The following is a 21,901-nucleotide window of genomic DNA, read 5'->3' on the forward strand; positions in this document are numbered from 1 at the left end:
CTGAAGAAAAAGTCGATCACCATGGGTAAAGGATGTTAAAAAGTGTTCACCATGTCCCCGAACACCTGTCTACCATGTCCCCGGACTGTACACCCTCAAGGGAGAGGGGGTCGTCTGTGCAGGCATTATTTTGTAGGGAACCCTCAACCCTGCGGGGGGATTTTTATAGCGAGTCTTTCACCACAATCAGCGGCTCAATATCGCTCTCTTTCTTCACCACCAGCGAGTCATCGCCGCGCAGACAGGTTCCCCCGTAATTCCCGCCCACGGTAAAGGTGCAGACCTGTATGTACTTGCCGTCGACCTTCGGCAGGCACCACAGCTGCTGGTAGATGTTTTTACGGTCGACAAACTTGCCGCTGGATTTATCCAGCAGTTCGTCCTGGGCGCTGATGAGATCGATATTGCTGCCGCAGCGTCCGGCAATCGGCTTGACGGCGTATCCGGTCTGCTTCAGCAGATCGTTAACCTCAAAATCGGTGTCGAGCAGGTAGCGGTGATTCGGGAACAGCTGCCACAGGACCGGAAGAATCGCCTTGTTGCCGGGGATCACGGTCCACAGCGGTTCGAAGACCAGCACCTCCGGGCGCAGCAGGACGTCAATCAGTCGCACCTCGCCCTCGGGATGTCCGGTGCGGATCGGTACGGCGGCGTATTCGGTTTCGCTGACCTCGCGGATCTGCTCTATCGCCGTTTCCCACGCCCAGGTTTTCCACACGCAGTTGACGTGGCGGCCTTCGTCGTCAATCAGCTGCCCGGCGGCATCCCAGCTGAGCGCCTCCAGCCCGTGCAGGATTTTGGTTTCGAAACCGGCCTGCATCAGCGAACGCTGAATAAAGAGCGCGTGATAGTCCTCTTCGACATCGTTGTCCTGCATGATGTGGACGAACGGCCGCGCGTGGCTGTGCTTCCATGCGCCGGTCAGCTCTTCCAGCAGCCCTTCCGCCGGGTTATGCCCGTTACCGCGATAGCCGTTTTTCACCCACTCTTCGAGAATCAGCCCGCCCTCGGTATGGCAGGACGCGGAGTCGGCGTTGTACTCGTAGACCTTAATGCCGCGCTCATCCATGCAGAAATCCATACGACCGGTGATCATATGGTGGCGACGCCACTGCCAGGAGAGGCGCAGGCGCGGCCAGAGGATTTTCGGGATGTCGAAAAGCGCCAGCAGGCTGTCGTCTTTCAGCACCTTGTCCGTCGCGTGCAGGTACATCAGGTGCAGTTCGTTGGTGGCCTTGATCAGCTCCTGCTCGGCGCTTTCGGTAATGGTGAAGTACTGGCAGGGATCTTTGTTGATCACATGGCCGTTGGCGCGGATATACGCCTGCTGCAGCGCGTCATTTTCATTAAGCCATTTACCGTCGAACTGACGCCTGTTTTTCAGCCGCGCGCCGCTGATTTTCAGCAGTTCGCCTTCGATTTCCGGCTGGGGAATGCTGTGTTCCGCGTCGTCGGTCTGGATCATCCAGCCGAGGATCTCCGTGTCGTTGAAGGTGTCATGGATTGTATAACATCCGTTCTCCACGCTCAGACGCAGCTCGCGCGTCCACTGCTGCCCGAGCGGCAGCGGGGAGTGAATCACGTTCTGCTCCGCAATACGCACCTTATCGTCGAGAAGCTGGGTGATCACCGCCACGTGGCCGGTCTCGTGAAACTCGCCGCCCTTTTGCCAGATCAGCAGCGCCCCGGCGCGCGGCGCGCGTTTCGAACCGTTGGCAAAAGCCTGCAGGGGCAGAATGTTATCGTTCACCACCTGACGCAAAAAGCGCAGGGAGAAGATTTCCCACGCCATGCCGACGTCGGTAAACACGAAGCCATAGTTGAGAAACAGGAAACGGCGGGCAAACTCAACGCACTGCCACTTGTGGCCCATGTATTCGTTGCCGATATAGCTGCGGAAATCCGCGTCTTCCGGGTAGCTGCGCGGGTCCAGACTGCCGTAATTTGAAGAGTAAATCGCCACGCCACCGGGCGCATAGCCTAACAACGTCCCGAATGGCGCATCACTGCTTAACTTTCCTTTACGCATGTATCCAACCTAAAACAGGCAGGCGGCAATATTTTTAAGAGTTGTCGTCGTCTGCACGTTGTGATTAACCTGACAGAGGGATATTTATCATACACCTGCGTGGCATATTATTCGTCGCAACAATGACTAAAATTCACAACATCGGTGGGCGAAGCGGGTGTTGGGCTAGCGTTGAGCCGCCGGTCATGCCGGGTGGCGGATTCGCCTTACCCGGCCTACAAAACAAGAAACCCTGTAGGTCGGGTAAGCGAAGCGCCACCCGACACGTTTAAGGCTCAAACCTTAAACAGCCAGCACGCCGCGAAATGCCCTGGCGCAATCTCCCGCATGGCAGGCTCCTGCGTCTGGCAAACCGGCATGGCGTGCGGGCAGCGGCTGCAGAACTTACAGCCCGGCAGCGCGGACGTGGGGCCTGGAATGTCGCCGCGCAGGGTGGCGTCTTCGAGATTGCGGATGCGCGGATCGGGCTGGGGAACCGCCGCCAGCAGCGCGCGGGTGTAAGGGTGCGCCGGACGCTGATACAGTTCATTCGCCGGGGCCACCTCCACCAGCTTACCGAGATACATCACCCCAATGCGGCTGGAGATATGGCGCACCATGGAGAGATCGTGGGCGATGAACAGGTAGGTTAGCCCCAGCTCCTGCTGCAGATCCTGCAAAATATTCACCACCTGGGCCTGCACCGATACGTCCAGCGCCGAGAGCGGCTCATCGCACAGCACAAATTCAGGATGCACGGACAACGCGCGGGCAATACTGATGCGCTGACGCTGCCCGCCGCTGAACTCATGCGGGAACCGTTCAAGGTGTTCGTGCTTCAGCCCCACTTTGTAGAGCAGCGTTTCCGTACGTTCCCGCTGTTCTTCGCGGCTGTAGCCGTGGATCTGCATCGGTTCGGCCACCAGCTGTCGCACCGTCATACCGGGGTTGAGCGAGGAGTAAGGATCCTGAAAGATCGCCTGCATCCGTTTACGCAGCGGCTTGAGCTCTCTTTCGCGGGCGTGGGCGATCGCCTGCCCGGCAAAGTGGATCTCGCCAGAGGTGATATCGAAAAGGCGCAGGATAGCGCGCCCGAGAGTGGATTTTCCGCAGCCGGACTCCCCCACCAGGCCAAACGTTTCGCCGGGCTGGATATCAAAGCTCACGCCGTCAACCGCCTTCACGGCCACGCCTTTACGCAGCAAACCGCCGCTAAGCGGATAGTGCTTGCGCAGATCGCGGACGCTCACTAATGGCGCCTGTTGTTCACTCATGCCTGAATCTCCTTATCGGCCCATAGCCAGCAGGCGACGCGATGGCCCTCTCCGGCGGTGTAAAATGCGGGCTGCCGTTCACACTGGGGCATGCGCTTCGGGCAGCGTTCCGCGAACGGACAGCCCGGCGGCGGGTTAAGCAGGCCGGGCGGCGAACCTTCAATCGGCGATAAACGCTGATTCACCTCATCCGGGCGCGGCAGCGAGGCCAGCAGACCCTGGGTGTAAGGATGCGCAGGGCGATAAAAAATGTCCTCCACGCTCCCCTCCTCCATCACCAGCCCGCCGTACATCACCACCACGCGGCTGCAGACCTGCGCCACCACGCCGAGATCGTGGGTGATCAGCAAAATCGCGGTCCGGGTCTGCTGTTGCAGACTTTTCAGCAGGCGCAGGATCTGCGCCTGAATGGTCACGTCCAGCGCGGTGGTCGGCTCATCGGCAATAAGAAGCTTCGGGTTGCAGGAGAGCGCAATCGCGATCATTACCCGCTGGCGCATCCCGCCGCTGAACTCGTGGGGATACTGGTCGTACCGGCGTTCCGCCTCGGCAATGCCCACCTGTTCCAGCATGGCGATCGCCGCCGCTTTGGCCGCTTTTTTGGCCAGCCCTTTGTTGCGCATCAGGATCTCAGACATCTGCTTGCCGATGGTCAACACCGGGTTCAGGGCGGTCATCGGATCCTGAAAAATCATCGCGATCTCGTTGCCGCGAATGGCGCGCATCTGCGCGGGCGTTTTCTGCGCCAGATCTTCATTCTGGAAGCGGATGCTGCCGCCGGTTATCCGTCCGTTGCTCCCCAGAAGCTGGATAATCGACTTACATGTGACGCTTTTCCCGCAGCCCGACTCGCCGACGATACCGACGAGTTCGCCCGGCTGAACCTGAAAGCTCACGCCGCGCACCGCGTGAACCTCGCCCTCGCGGGTGCGGAACGTGGTTTGCAGGTTCTCAAGCGCTAATAAGTTACTCATCGCGATTCGCTCCTGGCTCAAAGGCGGTACGGAACACATCGCCCAGCACGTTAAAGCTGAACACCGTCAGCAGGATCAGAATGCCGGGGAACATCGCCAGCCACGACGCTTCGCCAATATAAGACTGCGCGTTGTTAAGCATGCTTCCCCACGACGCCGCAGGCGCCTGCACGCCCAGCCCTAAGAAGCTGAGCGTTGACTCCATCAGAATGGCCGAGGCGATATTGAGCGTGGCCGCCACGATAATGGTCGGCAGCACGCCGGGAATGATGTGGCGCACGATAATGCGCAGCGGATGCTCGCCCGACGCGCGGGCATAAAGCACGTACTCGCGCTCTTTCACCGACAGGGTTTCAGCACGCACCAGACGCGACATGTTCATCCACGTCAGCAGGCTGATAATCAGAATGATGTTATCCACGCCCGGCTTGAGGTAAGCATTTACTACCAGCAGCAGGAAGAAGGCCGGAATGGCCATCAGGATATCCACGGCGCGCATCATCAGGTTATCCAGCCAGCCGCCAAAATAGCCGCTCACCGTTCCTACCACCGTGCCGATAAGCGTGGAAAAGAGCATGGCGAGACACCCGACCATCAGGGAGATCTGGCCGCCGTACAGCGCGCGGGTGAAGTAGTCGCGGCCGTATTCGTCGGTACCAAACCAGTGCGCGGCATTCGGCGGCAACGTGCGCGCGCCGAGCGCCATCCGATCTGGATCGTACGGACTTAAGCCCGCACAGAGCGCGGCGACAACGAAAATAAAAAGCACAAACAGGGAGAACTGCGCCGGACGGTTGCGGCGCAGCTGGTGACGAACCTGCTGCCAGCGTCTGCTCATCCGGGTTACCTCAGCGTACGAATGCGGGGATCGGCGAAGCGATAAAGCACGTCGGCGATCAGGTTACCGACGATCAGCATCATCGACGAGAGCATGATGATCGCCATAATCAGCGGGTAGTCCAGCGAGGCGATCGACTGGATCCCGAGCAGCCCCATCCCCGGCCAGGAGAAGACGCTCTCGGTTACATAAGCCCCCACAATCAGCTCGCCGAACGACAGGCCGAACAGCGTAATCACCGGCAGCAGCACGTTTTTCAGCACGTGGCGGAACAGAATGCTGGAACGCGTGGCGCCGTAGGCAAGCTGGGTTTGCACGTAGTCGGCCGAGAGCTGCGAGATGGTGTTGGAGCGGATGTAGCGCACGTAGCTGGAGAGGTTGTAGAACGTGAGGGCAATACACGGCAGCACGCCGTGACGCAGCAGATCCAACCCGTTGTCCTCCATGCCGATGGTGCGCATCCCCATGCTGGGGAACCAGTTAAGCTGCACGGCAAAAACGGTGATGAGCAAAATGCCGAACCAGAATATCGGAACAGAAATGCCGATATAGGCGAACAGGTTCAGCAGGTGATCCAGCCAGCGGTGCTTAAATGCCCCCGCCAGCAGACCCAGCGGGATAGCCAGCACGATCGCCATCAGCAGCGACGCCCCCATCAGCCCCAGCGTGGCCGGAATGCGTTCGCCGATCATCTCCAGCACCGGGCGGTGGTAAATCAGCGAATAGCCGAGATCGCCCTGCAGGACGTTTTTCAGCCACAGGACGTACTGCGTGACCAGCGGCTTATCCAGCCCCAGGCTCTGGCGAATACGCTCGATATCTTCCGGGGCCATGCGCGGCGTAATGTACGCCGCCACCGGATCGCCGGGCGCGAGCTTGACCAGCAAAAACGCCACCAGTGAAATAAAGAACAGCATCGGCAGCAGTTGCAGCAGCCGACGCGTGAGGAGTGTGTTCACGAGGTGCCCTTACAAAAGCCCCGGCCTGACGGCCGGGGCAATCACTTATTTCTGATAGATTTTTGACAGATCCTGGAACAGATAGACCGGTTTCGGCTCTGCCTCCTGGGTGCCGCCGAAGCGCTTGTCCACCGCGACGGTCGCGTTGGTGTAGGCAATCGGGTAGTAGGTCATGTCGTTCGCCACGGTCTGCTGAATTTGCTTGTAGATATCGGCACGTTTCGCGGCGTCGGTTTCCACCGCGCCTTTATCCCACAGGGCATCAAACTGCGGATTTTTGTAGTGCGCGTAGTTATAGGCTTCGTTGCTCATGAACAGCGATTTGTAACCGTCCGGCTCTGATCCCATGATGTAGCCGCCCAGGTTCAGCTCCCACGCGGTATTGTTCATATCGAGGCTCCGCTGAGACATGGCGTTGGAGTCCAGCGGCATCAGCTCCACGTTCACCCCAATGCCCTTCAGCGCCTGCTGAATGTAGAGCGCCATGCTCTCCTGGGTTTTGTTGGTGTTCACATACGCCAGGCGCAGCTTGAGGTTGTCCGGCGCGCCGGACGTCTTCAGCAGGTCTTTGGCTTTTTGCAGATCGAATTTGTATTGTTCAACGTCATCAGTCTTGTAAAGCGTATCTGGCGTCAGGAACGAGGTCGCCGGTTTAGCGTAGTCCAGCGAGGTAAACGCGGTCTGGGTTAGCTCGTCTTTGTTGATGGCATACGCGATGGCCTGACGCAGCGCTTTGCTCTTCATCACCGGCACGTTCTGGTTGAACGTCATATAGGCCAGACGGCCTTCCGGATAGACCACGAAGTCAAACTTACCGGTATTTTTCAGACGGTTCACATCCTGCGGGTCAACCATCTTGAGGTTGATTTCACCGTTTTGCAGCGCAAGGTTGGCGGCGTTGCTGTCTTTGGCGAAACGGTAGGTGACCGAATCAAGCTTCGCTTTGCCGTTCCAGTAATCGTCAAAACGGGTCAGGGCGTAATACTGCCCGGCGCGGTACTCTTTAAATTTGAACGGCCCGGAGCCGACCGGCGCATCGTTTTTGGTGCTCTTTTCCAGGTCGCCTTCACCGGCGAACACGTGCTGCGGGATCGGGTAGATCTGCACCAGAGTGCCGGTAAAGGCCGCGCTGACCTGCGGTAAGGTGAACTTAACGGTGCGCTCATCCACCTTGCTCACCTCAACAGGCTTGCCGCCGTAGGTAAACATGCTGCGGAAGAAGCTGTGCTGTTTGGCATCCAGCAGCTTATTGAACGTAAAGACCACGTCGTCCGCCGTCAGCGGCTGGCCGTCCTGCCATTTCAGATTGGGTTTTAGCGTCAGGGTATAGCTCAGGTTGTCGGCGGAGGGCGTCAGGCTTTCCGCCAGGCCCCACTCAATGTTGCCGTTATTAAAGCTGTACAGCGGGGCATAGAGCGCCTGCATGATCGTTAACGTTGTACGGTCACTGGCATAGAGCGGATTAACGGCTAACGGGTCGCCGGAGGTAATCCCGATAATCAGCGAACCGCCCTCTTTTGGCGCGTCGCTTTTTGCCGCAGCCGCACTGTTTGTCTCTTTATTTTTCGCATCATCACAGCCAGCCAGGCCTAACGCGAGCGAAACCACCACTGCCGATAACAGAAGCTTGCGCATCTCACTAACTCCTTGCCTTATAAAGTGTTTATTACTGCATCTTTTATTTATGTTGAAGCATCATATTCAGCTTTATCGGTTTACGCATTAATTATGAAAATGCGATTTTCGATTAAGCTTATGCCGGATTTGATATATATAAGCGCCGGAAGGAATAGCGGCAGATCGATTACGCTCAGTTCGTTAAACGCTTCACAAATCTCCTGCTACACTGCCTCAACACATCACTCAAAAGGCAGGCCAACATGTCAGACAACACGTATCAGCCACCAAAAGTGTGGGAATGGAAAAAGAACGGCGGCGGCGCGTTCGCCAACATCAACCGTCCGATTTCCGGCGCAACGCATGAGAAAGATCTTCCTGTCGGCTCCCATCCGCTGCAGCTCTACTCTCTGGGCACACCGAACGGCCAGAAAGTGACGATCATGCTCGAAGAGCTGCTGGCGCTGGGCGTGACGGGCGCGGAGTATGACGCCTGGTTAATTCGCATCGGCGAAGGCGATCAGTTCTCCAGCGGGTTCGTCGACGTGAACCCGAACTCGAAAATACCGGCGCTGCGTGACCACTCCACGAACCCGCCAACGCGCGTATTTGAATCCGGCAATATCCTGCTTTACCTGGCAGAGAAATTCGGCCACTTCCTGCCGAAGGATCCGGCGGGACGCACCGAGACGCTGAACTGGCTGTTCTGGCTGCAGGGCGCGGCGCCGTTCCTCGGCGGCGGTTTTGGCCACTTCTACAACTATGCCCCGGTGAAAATTGAGTACGCGATTGACCGCTTCACCATGGAAGCCAAACGCCTGTTCGACGTGCTGGATAAACAGCTGGCGCGCGGTCGCTACGTGGCGGGTGAAGAGTACACCATCGCGGATATCGCCATCTGGCCATGGTTCGGCTGCGTGGCGCTGGGCAGCGTGTATAACGCCGCCGAGTTCCTGGATGCAGAGAAGTACGCTAACGTGCAGCGCTGGGCGAAAGACGTGGCGAACCGCCATGCCGTTAAGCGCGGACGTATCGTTAACCGCACCAGCGGCGAGCTGAACGAGCAGCTTCACGAACGCCACGCGGCGAGCGACTTCGAGACGAATACCGAAGACAAACGTCAGGCGTGACGACTGACCGGGCGGTTCGCCGCCCGGCAGCAAAGATCCTTATCCAGGGCATGATTAGCTTAAAGGTTGAGTCGGTATTGCTGGCACTATCTGGACGTTTTTCTCGCGTCAGAAAGTGAGAAATGACGTCTCAACCGACAGCAGTCACAAAGGATCTGTTATGAAACTTATTAAAACAACGCTGGTTATCAGCGCCCTCATTTTTTCCACCTCGGGAATGGCCATCGACAAAACCGCCGCTGGCGCGGTAGCAGGCGCTGCCATTGGCGCGGCCACGGGCAAAGATCTGAAATCAACCGTTGGCGGCGCCGTCGTGGGCGCAGGCACCGGTGCCATGTTCAAAAACGGCGACAAAGGTAAAGCCGCGCGTAAAGGTGGCGCGGTAGGTGCTGCCGTGGGCGCAGGTGCCGCAGCGGTTACCGGCAAGAGCGTGCTGAAAGGTGCGGCCGTTGGTGCCGGTTCAGGTGCGCTGATTGGTGAAGCGACGCACTAAGGTGGTGTGCCACCTTGTGAACAGGCATGAATAATAAACCCAGCGATCGCGCTGGGTTTTTTGTGTTGTTGAATTAGATACAAGCCCGTTCGAACAACCGACGCGCGGCTGGCGTTAACCCTGACATATGAATGCAGGCATGTACCATTCCCGGCAACCGTTCGCAGCGTACTGGCACCCCCGCCACCTCAAGCCGCAGCGCATACTCTTCAGCCTCATCGCGCAGGGGATCATATTCACAGCTCAGGATGGTTGCTGGCGGTAACCCCCTCAGCGAGGCCATATGCAGCGGCTCGGCATAAGGATGACGACATTCTCCCAGATAGTTTTCCCAGCAAAACGCCATCGCATCACGCGTTAAATAATAACCTTCAGCAAATTCACAATAGCTTTGGGACGACATTTCGCGACTTAACGCCGGGTAGAGCAGCAACTGATGCTCAATGTGAGGTCCGCCGCGATCCCGGGCCAGCAGAGCTGTCGCGGCAGCAAGATTGCCGCCTGCACTGTCGCCGCCCACCGCCAGACGGGTCGCATCTATCCCCAAAAGCGCGGCCTGTTCACTGGCCCAGCACAGTGCCTGATAAACATCTTCTAACGGCCTTGGGAAGGGGAACTCCGGTGCCAGACGGTAATCAACGGAGAGTATTTTCCGGCCAGTGGCATTAGCCAATGCCTGACAGGGTCGATCGTAGAGCGACAGCGAGCCCAGACACCATCCGCCGCCGTGAGCAAACAGCATTGCAGGCTGCGAAATTTCAGCGTCTGAGGCAGCAGGCGTGTACGCGCGAAGACCGATAGCGTAACCATCATCAGCGATAACAACGTAATGTTGAATGCCGCCACCTGTTTCCTCCTCACCCTGAAGCCGCAGCAAATCCACTTCGGTGGCGGCACGCAGGTCGGCTAACGACGCCGGTTGCGGCGCGCCCGATGACGCAGCCAGAAAGTCAGCAATGTGTTTATCAAGCGGCACGATCGGTGTCCTCTGAGAGAAAGGGTACGATTAGCCCAATAAACGCCTCATGACACTCTTCGGTAATAAAATGCCCGCAGTCCGCCACCGTCTCGCCACGCAAATCAAGGGCATTGCCCTGTAGGGTTATCAACGGCGCATCGCGCGTCGCATGTTCGGCCCCCACCGTTAACACCGGCATGGTTAAAGGCGTTTGCGCACGGCTCTGGTTCTGCCGGATGGTTTCCGGGATAGCGCGATAATAGTCGAAGCCCGCACGCAGCCCGCCGGGTGTTGAATAGGCGGCGATATACACCTCTGCGGCAACCCGTTCACGTCGATGAGACCAGCGATCGAAAATATAGCTGAGATACTGTGATTCGCGCCCGCTGGTCAGGGTTTCGGGTAGATCCGCCAGTTGATTGAACATGAAGTGCCAGAGAAAGATGTTCTCTTCCGGTGCGACAAAAATCGGCGGCGGTGGGGCCAGTCCAGGGATAACCGCTTCTGTCAGCACAAGTCGTTCTATTGCCTGAGGAAAATCGCTCGCCATGGCGTATCCAACCCACATGCCAATATCGTGGCCTACTATGCTATAACGCGCATGACCCAACTGCGCCATCATGGTATGCAGCATGGCACCGACACGTCCGGTGTCATAGCCGTCGCGCGGTTTATCTGACTCACCAATGCCCGGAGGGTCGACCGCTATCGCCTGAAAACCCGCCGCCGCCAGCGCCTGAAGGACATAGCGCCAGGTATACCAGGTCTGCGGCCAGCCCGGTATCAGCAATACCGGTTGTCCTTTTCCCGCCACAACGCAGTGGATGCGCTGTCCGTTCACTTTCGTATAGACGTGTTCTGCCCTGAGATCCGCGTGCGCGATCTCACCGTATTGTTGTTCCATGGGGACTCCCTGTGATGTCGTGGCTTAGCGAATGCCGAGTAATGCGTTGATTTGCTGAGGGTTAACTGGCGCACCGGCGAAATCATCGAAGACTTTATCGGTGATGTGAATAATGTGGTCGCGGATGAACGCTGCCCCTTCTCTGGCGCCATCCTGCGGGTTTTTCAGACAGCACTCCCACTCCAGGGTTGCCCAGCCAGCGTAATCGTATTGGGTCAGCTTCGAGAAAATAGCCCTGAAATCAACCTGGCCGTCACCCAATGAGCGAAAACGTCCTGCACGATCGACCCAGGACTGATAGCCACCATAAATACCCTGACGCCCGGTCGGATTAAATTCAGCGTCTTTGACGTGGAACATGTTGATCACGTCCTTATAAATATCAATAAAATCAAGATAGTTAAGCTGCTGTAATACCATGTGGCTGGGGTCGAAAAGTATCCGGCAGCGGGGATGCTCTTTCACCCTTTGATAAAACATTTCAAACGTCACCCCATCATGCAGATCTTCGCTCGGGTGGATCTCATAGCAGAGGTTAATACCTTGCTCGTCACAGGCGTTGAGCACCGGCATCCAGCGCCTGGCCAGCTCGTCAAAGGCGGTTTCAATTAACCCTTCCGGCCGCTGCGGGAACGGGAACAAATAGGGCCACGCCAGCGAGCCAGAGAAGGTACCCAGATCGCTGAGTCCAAGCCTGGCAGAGGCCTTGACCGCCATCAGCAGCTGTTGCTGTGCCCATTCGCCGCGGGCCTGTGGGTTGCCGTGGACTTCCGGCGGCGCAAAGCTGTCGCATAAGCTGTCGTAAGCAGGATGTACCGCCATGAGTTGGCCGAAGATGTGGCTGGTCAGCTCACTCACCACCAGGCCATGCTCCGCCAGCATACCGGTCAGATCGTCGCAGTAGGTCTGGCTTTCTGCCGCCGTCGCCACGTCGAAGAGACGGCGATCCCATACCGGGATTTGCAGAGCGCTAAACCCCGTTTCCGCCGCCCACCGGGCGATCGCAGGCAAATTATTGAATGGGGCCGCATCATCGCTGAACTGAGCCAGATGGAGAGAGGGACCTTTGAGGGTTTTCATCGTATACTCCTATTGTTTGTCGATTGACAAACAATAGGAGTAAAGCCGGATAACCGCAAGCGAAAATTATAAATTCATTGGTAATCCAGATGATTTAAGCGATCCTGTTTCACTGAATTCAGGACCAACCGGAGCAACAAAATGGCAGGCAGACCGCGCCAGTTCGATCGTGACCAGGCGCTTATCAAAGCGCGCAACCTGTTCTGGCGACAGGGTTATGAAGGAACCTCAATGTCGGATCTGGTGGCAGAACTGGGGATTGCATCGGCACGAATTTACAAGGCGTTCGGTTCAAAAGAGCAGCTCTTTCGGGAAGCTATCGCCGATTACGAAAAACAGGAAGGCGGTTTTGCGGATCGGGCCTTATCCGCAGGGGGCAACGTGCGGGATACCATCCAGACGCTGTTAATGGATGCGGTTCACCTGTACTGCCATCCGGATTTGCCGCAAGGATGTATGGTGGTGGCCTCTGCAGCCAGCGTCAGTGCGGAAAATGAAACGCTCAAAACCTGGCTGGCACAGCATCGCCTGCAGCGTACGCAGCAGATCATCGACCGTCTCCATCAGGCAGTGCATAACGGTGAACTGCCGGATACCACCGATGCAGAGAGTCTGGGAGACTATTTTGCCGTCTTTTTACATGGTTTGTCGGTGCAGGCCAGGGACGGTGTTCCGGAATCTCGTTTGCAGGCGGCGGTTAAGCAAGCGCTTAGCCTGCTGCCGCATTGCTGAGTGTGAAGCTGAGAAAGGCCGAACACAACGGTCTCGAATATTTGCGATCCGCTTTCAGAAATCACATCTTCCCCACTGTCACAACCCTGTGAACAGTTGCCCGTCGTAGCCTGAAGATTACAATGCATTTGCTTATCGTAAACTACAGGCTACAATAATGGCTAAGGTTAAACACTACATCACAGCTGACGGGTATGATCCTTCTGATGCATATCTGAGAAGTGTTAAAGATCCCATAGCAAAAGCCATGATTGCTACGCGTGTCGCCAGAATCTCAACGGGTAACTATGGTGATTGCAAGCCATGCAGAGAGAGCGTTTCAGAGCTCAGAATTAACCAGGGGCCGGGTTACCGTGTCTATTTCAGCGAAGTCTCCGATCCGGCAGATGGCGCAGTGAGTCTGGTGTTATTGACTGGAACGAAAAAAAAGCAAAATGCAGATATTGAAAGGGCCGTTGAGTACCTCAACGACTACAAGCGCAGAATATAAGAGGAAATCGCAATGGCTAAATCAGTACTACATGATGACGCAATGGTACAACTCCTGAAAGATTCTCCGGACTTCGCGCCCGTATATCTTCATCAGGCTTTCATTGAAATTGACGAGCCCGGAGGCTATGAGGCGTTCATGCTGGCTTTACGGCATGTCATTGAAGCCTCTGGCGGGATGACCGTTATCGCAAAACGTGCAGGTATTTCCCGCGAATCACTCTACAAATCACTTTCACCAAACGGTAACCCCTCATTTAAGCGTATCGCAGAAGTGGCATCTGCAACGGGAAACCCGATTTCCCGAATTGCAACAGCAGGATTAAACGCAACAGCGTGAGAGGTGCATCAAAATAGGCCCGGATGTACTACCCGGGCGAAGCATCAATGATGATCGTCGTACTGATGCTCAATCACCATCCCTTCAGCCACGCTCGCCACATGGCGCGCACGCTGGTGATAAACCGGAGCAGGCGCTGGCGCGGCATAGACAGTTTGTGACGGTGCTGGCGCAACGGTCACCGCCTGCGGAACCGTGGTGGATGACGGGACAATCACTACTTTATAACCGCTCGGAACATCCACGGTGACGCTTTGCGCCATTGCTGAATTGACCATAGCCAGGCCTGCCATGGCGGCCAATACAATATAGAGTTTTTTCATAGACTGTATTATTTCCGGTAAAATAAGAAAATTAATAATGCAGGGATAAGCTTAAGACTATATTAATAGCCATCGTATTTATGGTGCAGAAAATGCCAAATATATTGTTACATTAACACATGAAAATAATAACCCAGGCCGGGTAAGGCGCAGCCGCCACCCGGCAACAGAAAACAATCTTAATTAATCGCGATATTTCCTTCCGGCGTATTTATCCAGCGCGGCGCTTTTAGCGTATCGGCGTAATATCCCACCAGCTCACACAGCAAATCCTCTATCACGCGCGCCATCTCCTGTGGCAGGGCGCGCTAATCAGCAACTGGGTTAAAACCTGGCAGTATTGACCGAGTTGGTCGCTCTCCGGTTCGAAAGCGGGCAGCCGTGCGGGAAGATCGTTCACGACAAAATGCGGGATCAAATGCGCCGGAACCGGTTCATGGAGCGTGGATTGCAGCAGCGACAGGCAGGTGGAGAGACGCCCGCATAACGCCAGCTTCTCAGTAATGTCGTCACACTCCACCAAAGAATAAGCATAGTGCTCGCAGTTGTCCGCCAGTTCGGTGTAATCGGTGGTATGAGAAAACGGCGTGGTAAATAACGCGTGTGTCTGGGTTGGGGTTGTAGCCATGATGGCAGCCTCCGATAAATGGTTTAAAACCCACCGTCAGAGGTTCCAATCTCATGGCGGTGGACTGTGCGAGGTTGGAACTACCGGCTTTATCGGATACCGGCGCATCTTGCGATGCCCCCGCCAGCCCACCATTGAGGTGCAGCAAAGCGTACGACATAAAGCTTCTCATGTCGCCGATAAAGTCACTCAGGGTTCCAATCCCGACGCCTGATTTTGCAGGCGCGGCAAGAAGATACTGCGATTAGCGCGAGGCGACAAGGGGCATTCCCGGAAGCCGTCTCGCAAATCTGATTAATACTTAATGTCCCGCGCTTTTTGTCTTCCGGACTGTTTCATCTGACGCTTGTCCTGACGGCAGTCGTGATTACTCTGGTTATTGTTCGCCACGCAGGCCTGCTTCACCTGCCGTGACGCGTCGCGGGTTTCCTGCCTGACATCTCGCGCCACGCGCCGTTCCTGCGCCTGCTGGGTCGCACTGGCAAAAACCGAGAACAGCATCAGAAAAATGAAAGAGAGAACAGGGATGACAGATAACGGTCTGTTCATAGCAACACCTCATAGAAGAGAGCCCAGAACGTCAGGGGGATTAGCAAAAGAATAGCAGCTTCAGCGCGCGCTGAATGGGGAAGGCGTTAATAATGCAAGGCCGCACAAGGCGGCCTTGCAACGTTGCGTTATGCCGTCAGGCGGAACTTCTGCACCGAGCGCTGAAGATCTTCGGTCTGGCGCTCCAGCGCCGCCGCCGCCGCGGAAACCTCTTCCACCAGCGAGGCGTTTTGCTGGGTCACGCCGTCCATCTGGGTAATAGCAATCCCGACCTGCGAAATGCCCTTGCTTTGCTCCTCAGAGGCGGAAGCGATTTGCTTCATGATGGTCGTCACCTCCGTCACGTCACGCAAAATCGCATCCATGGTAGTGCCGGTGTCGCCCACCAGCTTCGCCCCCTGCTCTACGCGGGAAACGGAGTCGGTAATCAGCCCCTCAATCTCTTTGGCCGCGTTGGCGCTGCGGCTTGCCAGGTTGCGAACTTCACCTGCCACCACCGCGAAACCACGCCCCTGTTCGCCCGCGCGCGCCGCTTCAACCGCCGCATTGAGTGCCAGAATATTGGTCTGGAAGGCAATGCTGTTGATCACGTTGGTGATTTCAGCAATTTTCTTCGAGCTTTCCGAAATCCCGCTCATGGTGGTTACCACCTCTTCCACCAGCGAGCCGCCGCGGCTGGCGGTGGTTGAGGCCACATCGGCCAGCTGGCTGGCCTGACGCGCGCTTTCCGCGTTCAGTTTCACCGTGGCGGTCAGCTGTTCCATGCTGGCTGCCGTCTCTTCCAGCGCAGCCGCCTGCTCTTCGGTACGGGAAGAGAGATCGTTGTTACCGCTGGAGATTTCCGTCGCGCCGCGCCAGATATTTTCACTGCCGGAGCGAATCGTGCTGACCGCTTCGCGCAGGCTGTCCTGCATGGCGCTCAGCAGCGGCACCAGTTGCCCCACGCAGTTGCGGCCAAACGGCTCAATGGGCTGGCTGAGATCGCCCTGGGCAATCTGGCGGAACTGCTGGCGAATGCGGTCCAGCGGTTTAACCAGCATCGCCACCAGGTAGCGGTCGGTGAAGAGCAGGATCAGCAGGCCGATAATCGTGGCGACGATTATCACCGTGCGGGTCATGCTTGTCAGGCCGTCCACCACCACGCGGGTGCTGTCGAGCGACTTCGCGGCAGCATTGTTAAATTCCTCAGCGGCCGCGCCGAAGGCCCGGCTCAGCGGTGGCGTGACGTTATTGGCCTGCTGACGATACCCTTCCAGAGACTCCAGCTTTGCCTGCTGCATTTGCGGCGTGACGCCCTGTTCGAGCAGCGCCTGCCAGGTGCCGATCACCCGGGAAGAGACCTGCTCATCCATTGGGCCTGGGGAGATCGCTTTCATCTCGGCCAGTTTCTTGCCCATGTTATCCAGCGCCTGTTGGGCAGAAGCCAAATCCGGCGTGCCGCCTGCGGCTTTAACTTCCATTGCGCGGCTCAGACGGGTCACAAAGCGGAAATACTGATCGTTGCCCTGGCTGAGTACCGTCATCTGTTTAACCAGCTGGCGATCGACTTCATTACCATCCGTTACGCGAGAAAGTGACCAGGTGCTGTACAAGCCAACACCCGCCCACATTAAACAAAAGATCCCGAGGATCGTCAGCATGACGAAGCGGATCGTGAAATTACGGAGCATATTCATAAGTCTTCCTTGCCGTGAGGGTGAGTTCGCCCAGAGGCGAGTACTACTCTCGTTATCGGCAGGAACGAGGGAAATTATAACGTTTTGTGATCATTTTTAATTAGCGTGGCTTCACTGGTCGCACAGCCGCCGTTAACCATTATCTTCGCTCTTTGTGATGTGATAAGTTCAGAATGAAAACGACGTTTCAAAAAATTATCGATAAGAAAAGGAGACATCATGTCCTGGTACCCTTACCCCGGCCGCTATGAGAATATGCAATACCGTTATTGCGGGAAAAGTGGCCTGCGCCTGCCCGCGCTGTCGCTCGGTCTGTGGCATAGCTTCGGCCACGTCCAGCCTCTGGATGCCCAGCGCGCGCTGCTGCGCAAAGCCTTCGACCTCGGCATCACCCATTTCGATCTCGCCAATAACTATGGCCCGCCGGCGGGTAGCGCGGAAGAGAATTTCGGCCGCCTGCTGCGTGAGGACTTTGCCGCGTACCGCGACGAGCTGATTATCTCCACCAAGGCGGGTTACGACATGTGGCCAGGGCCGTACGGTTCGGGCGGTTCACGTAAATATCTGCTCGCCAGCCTCGACCAGAGCCTGAAGCGTCTGGGCGTCGAGTACGTGGATATTTTCTACTCCCACCGCGTGGATGAAAACACGCCGATGGAAGAGACGGCCTCTGCGCTGGCCCACGCCGTGCAGAGCGGCAAAGCGCTGTATGTGGGCATTTCCTCCTACTCAACCGAGCGCACACAAAAAATGGCCGAGCTGCTGCGCGAGTGGAAGATCCCGCTGCTGATCCACCAGCCGTCCTATAACCTGCTTAACCGCTGGGTCGATAAGACCGGCTTGCTGGATGCGCTGGAAGCAAACGGTACGGGGTGTATTGCCTTTACCCCGCTGGCGCAGGGTCTGCTTACCGGAAAATACCTGAACGGTATTCCTGAAGGTTCACGCATGCAGCGCGAGGGGAATAAAGCGCGCGGCCTGACGCAGAAGATGCTGACCGACGCCAACCTGAGCAGTCTGCGTTTACTGAATGAGATGGCACATGCCCGTGGTCAAACCATGGCGCAGATGGCGCTAAGCTGGCTGCTGAAAGATGCGCGCGTGACGTCCGTGCTGATTGGCGCAAGCCGCCCGGAACAGCTGGAAGAGAATGTTCAGGCGCTGGAAAACCTGCGCTTTACGGAAGACGAACTCAAGCGGATTGACCAGCATGTTGCGGATGGGGAGTTAAATCTGTGGCAGGCGTCGTCGGATAAATAGTGCGGTCTGATGCCCTCACCCCGGCCCTCTCCCACAGGGAGAGGGAGCTAACTATTCCCTCTCCCTGTGGGAGAGGGTTAGGGTGAGGGGAAATTACTTCTTACTGATCTTATCCAGATACCCCATCACAAACGCAGACAGCACAAACGTCAGGTGGATGATGACGTACCACATCAGTTTGTTATCCGGCACGTTCTTCGCGTCCATAAACACGCGCAACAGGTGGATAGAGGAGATCGCCACAATCGACGCGGCCACCTTATTCTTCAGCGACGAAGCATCCATTTTGCCCAGCCAGCTGAGCTTCTCTTTACGCTCGTCGATATCAAGCTGGGAGACAAAATTCTCGTAGCCGGAGAACATCACCATCACCAGCAGCCCGCCCACCAGGGTCATATCCACCAGCGACAGCAGAACCAGAATCAAATCCGCTTCGGCAATGGAAAAAATGTTCGGCAGAACATGCCAGATTTCCTGAAAGAACTTAATCGTCAGCGCGACAAGTGCCAGCGAAAGGCCAAAATAGACGGGGGCCAGTATCCAGCGAGAGGCGTACATGGCATTTTCAAAAAAGCGTTCCATAAAGTCCTGTTTGCAAAAGAAACCAGCGCCCAGTATATCTCAACGGCGCTGACTGTTTGCAATAACTCAACGGTACGTCACTCAGACGTTGTCCGGGTTAACCTCGGGACGTGCGTACTCCGGCCAGACAAGCGCCACCAGCTCAGGATAGGCTTCCAGGCTGAACTCGCGAAAACACTGCCGCAAATTTAATACGTCCAGATCGGAATAAGAGACCTTCTCGCCGTTAAGGCAGCGCTTTTTGATATTGTCATAATATTTATACACTGCTGAATTCAGGTCGCTACAGCGACGCTGCGCCTCAAACAGTCCGGGCGTATCATTAATTTCCGACATTTTCATGCGTTTAATTGTCGCGTGTAAAAAGTCGATATATTCGTGGTTCACCCGCCAGTACCAGACAGGTGTAACGGAGTTCATCAATACAGAGAAATGGTCTTCACCTTCCTCTTTTGTCATCAGTTCAGGTTGCGGGGGTTCACTGGTGTCTTTCGACACTTTCGTTTTATTGAACTCCTGCATCAATAAAAGAACACCAGCGGTCAGTAATAGTAATGTGATGACCGTAAAAAAGATGTTGTTCATGGGTAGGCTCCATTTTTTTTGATTTTAAATTTGCCTCATGATATTGTCAACGAATCTCACGCCTTTACCAACCCCACCCTGTTGAAATTAAAGGAAATTAAAAATGCTGCCCGACTATCTCGTCCCGGCTAAGTACCACATCACGCCTGTGGAACAGCAACCGACGGAAGCAGAAAAAGAGGCCAGTTTCACTCAGGGGAAAAGAAAGCTCTCTGATTTCGAGCCCGATATATTAATTGGTGTTTCCCGAACTGGCAAATCCCGAAATATGTTGCTGGAAGAGCACGATCGCCATATAAAAGACCGCTTATTTCGCGCCATAAAAATTGAAGCCTTTGTCCACCTGCTGAATGATCTGCAGGCCGAAGGTGAAATAGATGCCCAGAAACTAAGTCAAATAATAGCCGAAAAAACCGAAGAGATTAATGAAGCGGGCAATGAAATTTGGCTTAATTTAATTACTCGCGAAAAAAACAACCCAATTTTTTATAGCCTGGGGGAAGATTAACGTGAAAAAAGAAGTTAAAAATAACGACGTTTATTTGACTTTAGATGATAAAAAAAGTGATGAATTTATCTTAAAGCAAAATCTCGACGCACTAAGAAACACAAAAAATGACGAGATGACGCGTATTACACAAGACCTGGTATCGATCCCGGCGACGCTGGTTCGTCTGAAATGGCAGAATCGCCGCGATATTTATCCGCTACAGGTCAAAGAAGAAATTTACGGTGCCGTGATGAATGCCATCATTGAACAGCGGCCAGAACTGAAAGAGAAGCTTCTAGGACGTCTTGAGGCCAATTATCAGTATCTGCTTGCCAGAGAAATCGCCACCCTGCGTCTGACGCGCAAGCTGTCAGACGGTGAGTACCGTACCTCAAACGTCACCTGCGTTGCGCTTGATGAGGACGCGCTGGCGTCTGGCACCAGCGCCCCCGCCGAACCGAAAAGCTAGTTAAATCTGAATACGGCAATCGCCTCTTTTAACTGACCCGTCTGCTGCCGCTGCGCGTCGGCCACCTGCAATGTTTGCGCAACGTGACGCACATTCTCCTGCACGCTGGCATCGATGCTGGCAATGCTGTCGTTCATCTGCGCAATGCTTGCCCGCTGCTGCTCGCTCATCTGCGACAGCTCTTCCAGCAGAGAGCGAAGCCCTTCGATACTCTCAATGATCGACTTCATTGTCATACCGGCGTGCTCAACCTGCTCGACGCCCTGCAGCGTGGTCGCCTGCGATGTGGTCAGAAGCTGGCGGATATCTTTTGCCGCCCCCTCGCTGCGCTGGGCCAATACACGCACTTCTGAGGCAACCACAGCAAAGCCTTTACCATGTTCGCCCGCTCTTGCAGCCTCGACCGAGGCGTTGAGCGACAGAATATTTGTCTGGAACGCAATCCCGTCGATCAGCTCCAGAATGGCGTAAATACGCTGCGACTCCTCGCGAATGTGCTCCATTGCCGCAATCGCCTGCCGTACGTTATGGCCCCCCTGCTCCGCCACGTTACTGGTGCTGAACGCCACCTCCCTGACCTGGCTGGCTTTTTCACTGGTCAGGGTAGCGACGGCCCTTAACTGTTCCATCGCACTGGCCGCCGTTGCCAGCGAACTTGCCTGGTGATCGGTACGTTCCGACAGCGCGCTGTTGCGCTGTCCTAACGCGCGGGATGCCTCCAGCAGTTGCCCAATATTGGCGCTGACCTGCTCAAGCGTGGCGCGCATGGTGCCAAGCGTCAGGCTGAACGTGCGGGCAAAAGGAGACTCTGCAGGTACCGCATCGACGGCAAGCGTGAGGTACCCAGGTTCGCGGTTGATCACGCCCGCGAGCCCTGCCACCTCGCTCGCAGAGCGGGCGTCCTGCTCCATTCGTATCGCCAGCAGGACCAGGATCGCGGTCTGGACCACCACAAACAGACCATGAAAAACCACCATATGGAAGCCGGTGTGCATGAACACCACGACGCCATAAAGGTCATTCTCCTGCAGATAGTTAAACACCAGATGATGTAACGCGATGACCGCCGCCCCCATCACCAGGGGCCGCCAGTCTCGCCAGGCAAGCAGCGCGGAAAGCAGGACGAAAACTGAGAAATGGTATTCGGTTTCCCCCTCGCCCAGATGAATGAGCAACGCGGAAAAGGCCATTAGCACAAAAGCAGAGCTCAGGCGGAGCAGCAGCGCGCCGGGAAACAGCAGCGTCAGCAGCGTCGATAGACTGGCCAGAGAGGTACCGACAACAGCCCCCTGCACAATATTCTCGTTCATATATCCGACTCCCAGCGAGATCCCCCACAGCGACCAGATAAGCACCAGAATGAGCCTGTCGGCGCGTCGTCGAATTGCGGAAAGCGAAAACTGATCGTTTTGAGGCGCGTGCGGATACAGCCATGTCATCGTAGCCATAGGGAGTCTCTTGCTGTGCAGGTGAAAAGATCCTTCGAAGAAGGTCTGTTTTTATTATCTTTTTTAAGCGTAGTGGGGATATTCCACGACGCCAT

The 21,901-nt window shown here is 55.9% G+C and carries 23 protein-coding genes and 1 pseudogene; 8 read left to right on the forward strand and 16 right to left on the reverse strand.

What is annotated here, in order from left to right:
* Positions 1 to 163: 163 nt before the first annotated feature.
* From gss to KIF87_RS19245, 6 genes are all read right to left on the reverse strand, one after another.
* Entirely contained in the window at positions 164 to 2,029 is a 1,866-nt protein-coding gene (gss, locus tag KIF87_RS19220; RefSeq protein ID WP_213330183.1) for a bifunctional glutathionylspermidine amidase/synthase, read from the reverse strand.
* A 275-nt stretch (positions 2,030 to 2,304) separates the two neighbouring features.
* Positions 2,305 to 3,282, reverse strand: coding sequence for an ABC transporter ATP-binding protein (locus KIF87_RS19225; protein WP_213330185.1), 978 nt, complete (start codon positions 3,280 to 3,282; stop codon positions 2,305 to 2,307).
* Entirely contained in the window at positions 3,279 to 4,256 is a 978-nt protein-coding gene (locus KIF87_RS19230; protein ID WP_213330187.1) for an ABC transporter ATP-binding protein, read from the reverse strand. The genes KIF87_RS19225 and KIF87_RS19230 overlap by 4 nt, the downstream gene beginning before the upstream one ends.
* Entirely contained in the window at positions 4,249 to 5,094 is an 846-nt protein-coding gene (locus KIF87_RS19235) for an ABC transporter permease (protein WP_213330189.1), read from the reverse strand. Before KIF87_RS19235 ends, KIF87_RS19230 begins: the two co-directional genes overlap by 8 nt.
* A 5-nt stretch (positions 5,095 to 5,099) precedes the next feature.
* The gene (locus tag KIF87_RS19240; protein WP_010435561.1) at positions 5,100 to 6,053 is read right to left on the reverse strand and encodes an ABC transporter permease; all 954 of its coding nucleotides are present in this window, start codon (positions 6,051 to 6,053) and stop codon (positions 5,100 to 5,102) included.
* 45 nt (positions 6,054 to 6,098) lie between these two features.
* Positions 6,099 to 7,688: an ABC transporter substrate-binding protein gene (locus tag KIF87_RS19245; protein WP_193940463.1), complete on the reverse strand. Its 1,590-nt coding sequence runs from the start codon at positions 7,686 to 7,688 to the stop codon at positions 6,099 to 6,101.
* A 245-nt stretch (positions 7,689 to 7,933) separates the two neighbouring features.
* On the opposite strand from KIF87_RS19245, the gene yghU reads away from it, so the two are divergent.
* Both yghU and KIF87_RS19255 read left to right on the forward strand, forming a co-directional pair.
* Positions 7,934 to 8,800, forward strand: a complete 867-nt coding sequence (gene yghU, locus KIF87_RS19250) for a glutathione-dependent disulfide-bond oxidoreductase (protein WP_213330191.1) — start codon at positions 7,934 to 7,936, stop codon at positions 8,798 to 8,800.
* Positions 8,801 to 8,960: 160 nt separating this feature from the next.
* Positions 8,961 to 9,293, forward strand: a complete 333-nt coding sequence (locus tag KIF87_RS19255; protein ID WP_213330193.1) for a glycine zipper domain-containing protein — start codon at positions 8,961 to 8,963, stop codon at positions 9,291 to 9,293.
* Positions 9,294 to 9,366: 73 nt separating this feature from the next.
* Here KIF87_RS19255 and KIF87_RS19260 read toward each other — a convergent pair whose 3' ends face one another.
* From KIF87_RS19260 to KIF87_RS19270, 3 genes are read right to left on the reverse strand one after another with little or no spacing between them, the layout of a single operon-like run.
* Positions 9,367 to 10,269, reverse strand: a complete 903-nt coding sequence (locus KIF87_RS19260; RefSeq protein ID WP_213330195.1) for an alpha/beta hydrolase — start codon at positions 10,267 to 10,269, stop codon at positions 9,367 to 9,369.
* Positions 10,259 to 11,155 (reverse strand): alpha/beta fold hydrolase, encoded by an 897-nt coding sequence (locus tag KIF87_RS19265; RefSeq protein WP_213330197.1) that lies wholly within the window; start codon positions 11,153 to 11,155, stop codon positions 10,259 to 10,261. The genes KIF87_RS19260 and KIF87_RS19265 overlap by 11 nt, the downstream gene beginning before the upstream one ends.
* Positions 11,156 to 11,179: 24 nt before the next feature.
* On the reverse strand, positions 11,180 to 12,235 hold the full coding sequence (locus tag KIF87_RS19270) for a sugar phosphate isomerase/epimerase family protein (RefSeq protein WP_213330199.1): 1,056 nt from the start codon (positions 12,233 to 12,235) through the stop codon (positions 11,180 to 11,182).
* Positions 12,236 to 12,376: 141 nt separating this feature from the next.
* Between KIF87_RS19270 and KIF87_RS19275 the strand changes: the two genes are divergently transcribed.
* The 3 genes from KIF87_RS19275 (at position 12,377) to KIF87_RS19285 (ending at position 13,796) form a co-directional block, all read left to right on the forward strand.
* The gene (locus tag KIF87_RS19275) at positions 12,377 to 12,967 is read left to right on the forward strand and encodes a TetR/AcrR family transcriptional regulator (protein ID WP_023333391.1); all 591 of its coding nucleotides are present in this window, start codon (positions 12,377 to 12,379) and stop codon (positions 12,965 to 12,967) included.
* A 157-nt stretch (positions 12,968 to 13,124) separates the two neighbouring features.
* Entirely contained in the window at positions 13,125 to 13,457 is a 333-nt protein-coding gene (locus KIF87_RS19280; protein WP_213330201.1) for a type II toxin-antitoxin system RelE/ParE family toxin, read from the forward strand.
* Between the two features lie 12 nt (positions 13,458 to 13,469).
* Positions 13,470 to 13,796, forward strand: coding sequence for a helix-turn-helix domain-containing transcriptional regulator (locus tag KIF87_RS19285; protein WP_023333393.1), 327 nt, complete (start codon positions 13,470 to 13,472; stop codon positions 13,794 to 13,796).
* A 44-nt stretch (positions 13,797 to 13,840) separates the two neighbouring features.
* Here KIF87_RS19285 and KIF87_RS19290 read toward each other — a convergent pair whose 3' ends face one another.
* From KIF87_RS19290 to KIF87_RS19305, 4 genes and pseudogenes are all read right to left on the reverse strand, one after another.
* Entirely contained in the window at positions 13,841 to 14,119 is a 279-nt protein-coding gene (locus tag KIF87_RS19290; protein WP_213330203.1) for a hypothetical protein, read from the reverse strand.
* Positions 14,120 to 14,298: 179 nt separating this feature from the next.
* Positions 14,299 to 14,747 (reverse strand): annotated as a pseudogene (locus KIF87_RS19295) (hypothetical protein).
* Between the two features lie 294 nt (positions 14,748 to 15,041).
* Positions 15,042 to 15,296 carry a hypothetical protein gene (locus KIF87_RS19300; RefSeq protein ID WP_213330205.1) on the reverse strand — a complete coding sequence of 85 codons (255 nt, stop codon included), beginning with the start codon at positions 15,294 to 15,296 and terminating at the stop codon, positions 15,042 to 15,044.
* A gap of 128 nt (positions 15,297 to 15,424) precedes the next feature.
* Positions 15,425 to 16,972: a methyl-accepting chemotaxis protein gene (locus KIF87_RS19305; protein ID WP_213330207.1), complete on the reverse strand. Its 1,548-nt coding sequence runs from the start codon at positions 16,970 to 16,972 to the stop codon at positions 15,425 to 15,427.
* 219 nt (positions 16,973 to 17,191) lie between these two features.
* On the opposite strand from KIF87_RS19305, the gene KIF87_RS19310 reads away from it, so the two are divergent.
* The gene (locus KIF87_RS19310; RefSeq protein WP_213330209.1) at positions 17,192 to 18,232 is read left to right on the forward strand and encodes an aldo/keto reductase; all 1,041 of its coding nucleotides are present in this window, start codon (positions 17,192 to 17,194) and stop codon (positions 18,230 to 18,232) included.
* A gap of 93 nt (positions 18,233 to 18,325) precedes the next feature.
* On the opposite strand, the gene KIF87_RS19315 is transcribed toward KIF87_RS19310, so the two are convergent.
* Both KIF87_RS19315 and KIF87_RS19320 read right to left on the reverse strand, forming a co-directional pair.
* Positions 18,326 to 18,814, reverse strand: coding sequence for a TIGR00645 family protein (locus KIF87_RS19315; protein ID WP_047347852.1), 489 nt, complete (start codon positions 18,812 to 18,814; stop codon positions 18,326 to 18,328).
* An 81-nt stretch (positions 18,815 to 18,895) separates the two neighbouring features.
* Complete coding sequence (locus tag KIF87_RS19320) at positions 18,896 to 19,399, reverse strand: ESA_00282 family adhesion-associated protein (RefSeq protein WP_213330211.1); 504 nt, start codon at positions 19,397 to 19,399, stop codon at positions 18,896 to 18,898.
* 103 nt (positions 19,400 to 19,502) lie between these two features.
* Between KIF87_RS19320 and KIF87_RS19325 the strand changes: the two genes are divergently transcribed.
* Positions 19,503 to 19,907 (forward strand): hypothetical protein, encoded by a 405-nt coding sequence (locus KIF87_RS19325; RefSeq protein ID WP_032659974.1) that lies wholly within the window; start codon positions 19,503 to 19,505, stop codon positions 19,905 to 19,907.
* 1 nt (position 19,908) lies between these two features.
* Positions 19,909 to 20,358, forward strand: a complete 450-nt coding sequence (locus tag KIF87_RS19330) for a cytoplasmic protein (protein ID WP_159514903.1) — start codon at positions 19,909 to 19,911, stop codon at positions 20,356 to 20,358.
* Here the strand turns inward: KIF87_RS19330 and KIF87_RS19335 are convergent.
* Positions 20,355 to 21,806 carry a methyl-accepting chemotaxis protein gene (locus KIF87_RS19335; RefSeq protein ID WP_213330213.1) on the reverse strand — a complete coding sequence of 484 codons (1,452 nt, stop codon included), beginning with the start codon at positions 21,804 to 21,806 and terminating at the stop codon, positions 20,355 to 20,357. The two genes, KIF87_RS19330 and KIF87_RS19335, sit on opposite strands and share 4 nt — an antisense overlap.
* Between the last annotated feature and the right edge of the window lie 95 nt (positions 21,807 to 21,901).

The sequence above is a fragment of the Enterobacter sp. 120016 genome (assembly GCF_018383635.1).
Lineage (GTDB): Bacteria > Pseudomonadota > Gammaproteobacteria > Enterobacterales > Enterobacteriaceae > Enterobacter > Enterobacter asburiae_D.